General features: G+C 56.4%; 2 protein-coding genes and 2 pseudogenes. 2 read left to right on the top strand and 2 right to left on the bottom strand.

Annotated elements, in window-relative coordinates; all coding sequences use genetic code 11:
- Nucleotides 1-375: 375 nt before the first annotated feature.
- The gene (locus EFD56_RS32195; protein WP_010034735.1) at nt 376-1,290 is read right to left on the bottom strand and encodes a hypothetical protein; all 915 of its coding nucleotides are present in this window, start codon (nt 1,288-1,290) and stop codon (nt 376-378) included.
- 935 nt (nt 1,291-2,225) lie between these two features.
- On the opposite strand from EFD56_RS32195, the gene nodA reads away from it, so the two are divergent.
- Entirely contained in the window at nt 2,226-2,813 is a 588-nt protein-coding gene (gene nodA, locus EFD56_RS32185; RefSeq protein WP_004679687.1) for a nodulation N-acyltransferase NodA, read from the top strand.
- A 410-nt stretch (nt 2,814-3,223) separates the two neighbouring features.
- On the opposite strand, the pseudogene EFD56_RS32895 reads toward nodA, so the two are convergent.
- Nucleotides 3,224-3,682 (bottom strand): annotated as a pseudogene (locus tag EFD56_RS32895) (GDP-mannose 4,6-dehydratase).
- Between the two features lie 231 nt (nt 3,683-3,913).
- Between EFD56_RS32895 and EFD56_RS32175 the strand changes: the two are divergent.
- Nucleotides 3,914-4,856 (top strand): annotated as a pseudogene (locus tag EFD56_RS32175) (IS630 family transposase).
- Nucleotides 4,857-5,115: the final 259 nt, after the last annotated feature.

Raw genomic sequence — 5,115 nt, 5'->3', positions numbered from 1 at the left:
CTCATGGTGCGATCGGCAACAAGGTGCCGATCTCGTTGGTGAATTCGGGAGGCGCAACCAGCCCGCCTCCCTGAATGAAGCCGGAAAACTCTAGCATCCGGTGGTCCAACGTTTGGGAGCGGTTCAAAGACCGCCGAGGCTCTAATCGCCGCCGGATGAAAATTCAGTGGCAGGTCATTTGGTCTCGATGTTGCACAAGGAGCCAATTCCAGCGGCCACGAAGTACTTGGTATGCACCCGTGGGAACAACATGGGCGCTTCAATTGAACGGAAACTCAAATTTATGGCTGGCTCTGACAAATTACGGACGATCAGCGATAGTTCGGGTCTCCAGCGGGATTGCAGCATGAGGCCGGCAGTCAATACCAAAGGACATTACTGCGACTTCGCCGAATGCCGGTAATAGACATCCGCCAGAATGTGGTGGTCATGGCGGTAGACTTCGGCCATGATATTATAGAGGCTTGGATCGTGAGCCTCGAAATCTTCTGATGTGGCAATGGTGAGATTGCCTCGGCTGTAAGCCAAGTTCGTATTGAACCAAAATCGCGTGCCCTCGGCCCAATACTCATCGACGTTGTTCTCCATATAGGAACACGCCCAGAGGCCTTTCTCGTAGGCGTGCGAATAGGCACGTTCAACTCGTGCAACGAGATCAGGATCTACCGTGCGCAGCGCGTTGAAAATATTATGTGAGAATTCGTGAACAAGAATGTTCCCGCCGTAATACCGCGTGCCCGGCACGCCCATCAAATTCTCCACAGCTCCCGTCGTGTAGAGCCCGCCCATGCCGCGCGCCCTTTGTGCCCAGTAGTCTCGGGCAGTCATCTTGCCGATCGTGTTGGCGTAATCCCGCCGCTCGTCAGGGGTGAGACGTGGATCATCGGGAAGAGGCTTCTTCCAATCCCGCTGCTCGGGAATATCAGTCGTCGTCTCGTCAATTGCCATGACGCCCACCCGCGCTCCAGCCTGGATTAAAGCATCGCGGACATCACGGCGTTCTGACAACATGTAGAGGACAATGTCACGTGAGATCAATAGTGCCGTGTCTGGAACCTTGTTTGACGAAATAATAGGTATGCCCGCTGCGTCAGCATATTTGGCATAAAATGGATCCAGATTGAGTGATGTCGGTGGGCTGCGAACTATGAAAGTCTCGAAACTCGATACATCAGCCGCGGACAAAGGCGAGTCAGATAAGACATTCTCAGCGCCGCCGAGTCTGCCTGCGGATGCAGCAAGAAGGTACCCACCGCACAACACCATCCCCATCGAGCATACATCCATCATCGTGACCTCTCGTTAACGGCTGTCTTTCGTGAGACGACGCAACAACCGTGCCAGTCACTAAGTATTTCCTCGGGGGCTCATCGGCGCCGCCGGCTCTGTACCAGACCATGTGCGTGACGATCGGCATCCGGTGACCAGGGTATGACGATCACCTCATACCGTTATCTAGGAGAAAATTGCGATCTCGCGGCCGCCTCGCCAGTCCTGGGAGGCGTTTGCTGTGTCCGGGGTCCTAAAAGCTTGCACCGGAAACGCACTGATCTAGGAATCCATTCCTGTACCCATCATCTTCTCCCGAGGTCGGGATCGCCAGGCAAGTATGTCCTCTGGCAATCTTCGCCGATACCCAGCGTGCCGGTCCATGGGCTGCGATAGCCAAAGCGAACCAGGGCGTTTTGCGAGGGGAACCCCTTTCAGATTCAACAGGAGAATGCTGCTGCCTATCGCCGCGTCCCATTTTGTGTGGAATCAGACTGTCGCAAACCGAACATTCCGAAAAAACCCCTCCGCCCGGTCGGGTCGTTCGACGACTTTCGACGCCGGGATAGACCAGCCCGGTTCCGCCGAGGGTTCTAATGTGATCTCGACAATTTGCCTGATTATCGCCGAAAACGTCTTTGGCTTGCTTCTGCCTGAGTAGCGAGCCTCTCAGTCATGGTCAACTTTTCAGTTCAATGTCCTGGATGCCTGATCAAGATGATCCAGCATGATGGACAAGGCGGCATGTTCACGAAGAAGTTGGAGCAGCCGCTTCATCTGGCGTCGGCAGCCGATGGCAGGCCGATTGATTGGAACGCATCCATTGGACGGATGAGTTCCATCCAAACAAATGATTTCACCAGCTTATACCAGTGCCATTAGAAGCGCCCCAACGAGTGCGTATCAAGTAGTTGCTCTGTCGACGCCTGGACAGAGTATTAAGTGGAGGTTTAGGTATGAGCCCTCAGGTGCGGTGGAAAGTGTGCTGGGAAAACGAGTTGGAGCTCTCTGACCACACGGAGCTCGCAGATTTCTTTCGGAAGACCTATGGGCCAACTGGAGCTTACAACGCCCTTCCATTCGAAGGTGCTCGTAGTTGGTCAGGAGCTAGGCCCGAGCTTCGCGTAATAGGCTATGATGCGCACGGTGTGGCCGCTCACATGGGGTTGTTGCGTCGTTTCGTTCGGGTTGGCGAGGTCGATCTACTCGTATGCGAGCTTGGATTGTGGGGCGTGCGTCCAGATCTTGAGGGGTACGGCATTAATTCGATGCGCATTGTTTACCCAGTGCTGCAGCAACTTGGCGTTCGGTTTGCGTTCGGCGGTGTTCGGCAGGCGTTGCGCAACCTTGTTCTCAGGCTCTGCCGAAATGGTCTTGCGACGGTTTTGGAAGGGGTACGCGTGCGATCCACCCTTGCCGATGTTTATCTCAACCTCCCGCCGACGCGCTGTGAAAACGTAATTTTGGTAGTATTCCCAATAGGATGCTCAATGAGTGATTGGCCATCGGGGACCTTGATCGAGCGGAATGGCCCTGAGCTATGAAAGAGCATGGTCCCATAGCTGAAGTTATCCGAAGAGACGGTGGCGGCCCAGTGATCGGTGCGTCTATTTAACCCTCGATGACGGACCGACCCACACGATGACACATCCCGCACCTTTCGATCTGCGAACGCTTAGACGTCAAGCGTGAGATATTCGAGACAAGCAGGACCATCAGGAACATATGCCCCGAAGCCTCGGTACCGCAATCCGGGCACCTGGTGGAAGTATGAACATCATCGGCTAATGCCGTATTTTTGCGCGCTCGCGGGTTCACGATCCGCGCTCCTCGTTCGACCCGCTAACTGACGCCACTGCCGCAGAGCACGGCATCGGAGCCTGCGCACAAGCGCACTGCCGACCATACTGCGATGGCCGACAACCCAGATCTTCTTGTTGGACAAGTCGTACACTCAGAGCTCTTCCCGGCTGTTCAGGGCCTTCCAGTGCTTGACATCCTCGCGCACCATCTCGGCGACGAGCTCCTGAACCGGGGCCTTGTGTTGCCAGCCCAGCTTCTGGCGGGCCTTGGTCGGATCACCGGCAGAAGATCAACTTCCGTCGGGCGGAGGTATCGAGGATCGACTTCAACAAGGCAGGCACCGGACGCGGAGTCGTAGCCAGTCGACGCCGGACGCCTTCCATTCCAAAGTAATGTTCACGTCGGCAAAAGCCCGCTCGAGAAATTGGCCGACACTCGTCGTCTCGCCGGTCGCCAAGACGTGGCCATCCGGTTTGTCCTGCTGCAGCATGCGCGACATGCCCTCGACATACTCACGTGCGTGGCCCCAGTCGTAGCTCCTGGCGCTGTTTTTGGCCAGCTGTCGGGCGCGGCGGGCCTGCGCGATCGAAGTTGGCTTGTTCAGCCACAAGGCGAAGCTCTATCACCTGGGCGCTCGCAGCGTCTCCCGTGCGATACGCCATTTCTCTCTTGGCTACAGGGATGTGCGATTGTCTCCTGTTTTCAAAGCTCTTTGTCCTGCTGATGGTCGCGGTCGCGCTGGCGCGCGGTCGACCTAGACATGTCCTGCGATTGATGAATCGATTGTGAGGTGACGAGAGCGACCGAAGCTGATTCAACATCCACAGCGGAGAGGTGGATGATGGGACAGGCCCTGAGCGATGATCTCCTAATACGGGTTTTGAAAGCGTCTGCGGCGGGCATGTCGGCTCGACAGGCTGCGGCTCGTTTCGGAGTTGGGATTTCGACGGCGATCCGCTGGATTGAAGAGCGAAAGAGGGTGAGTTAACTGCTCTGCCACAGAGCTGGAGACGACCTTCGGCAGTGGATGCACACGAGGAATTCGTTGTCGCGTTGATCAACGAGCGTAGGGATGTGACGCTCGATGAGATGGTTGAGCGCTTGTCCGTCGAGCGGCAGGTGAAGATCAGCCGCAGCGCACTTGGCGCCTGGCTTCGAGGCCGTGGGTGGACCTTTAAAAAAGACCGCACACGCACTGGAGCAGGACCGACCGGACGTCCTGAAGCGCCGGCGCGCCTGGTTCGATGGTCAATTGGACCTCGATCCGGAGAAACTGATCTTCATCGACGAAACCGGCCTCTCGACCAAGATGTCACGTCTGCGCGGACGTGCATTGCGAGGTGAGCGTTTGCCGTGCCGGCGTGCCGCACGGCCATTGGAAAACAACGACTTTCACCGGTGCGTTGCGCCTCAGCGGAATGACCGCCCCATTCGTCTACGATGGCGCGATGAACGGCAACGTCTTCCTTGCGTATGTCGAACAGGTGCTGGTGCCGCCCCTGGAGATCGGCGACGTCGTCATTATGGATAACCTGCCTGCACACAAGATAGCCGGTGTCCGCGATGCCATCGAACGTGCCGGCGCCAAGCTCATGTTCCTGCCGCCCTATAGTCCGGACTTCAATCCAATCGAGAACGCATTCTCGAAGCTGAAAGCCATGTTGCGAGGCCGAGCCGAGCGAAAGATCGATGCTCTATGGGATGCGGTCGGGGCCTTGATACCTCGCTTCACTGCGGCAGAATGCGCAAACTACCTTAAGGCCGCTGGATATGACCCAGATTGAGCAGGATTTGCTCTAGCGGTGCAAGTGATGCCATCACGACACCGTCTGTCGGCTTTGTCTGATCGGCGACATTAGGTTTGTTTGGCAGTTTCCTGTGGTGGTTCGGAGTAACTTTCTGAAACCCAACAAAAGGATCTTTCCTTTGGCTCGATCGGCCCACATGGCACGGGTTTTGAAGATTGCCATGCGAGGCGGCGCGAGCTGCCTGCCTTTTACTCAGCGATGGATGGAACGAAAGAAGGAAGGCGATATGTCAGAT

This window comes from Rhizobium phaseoli (assembly GCF_003985125.1).
Lineage (GTDB): Bacteria > Pseudomonadota > Alphaproteobacteria > Rhizobiales > Rhizobiaceae > Rhizobium > Rhizobium phaseoli.
The sequence above is the reverse complement of the archived record's forward strand: the minus strand, read 5'-3'. Positions and strand labels throughout refer to the sequence as shown.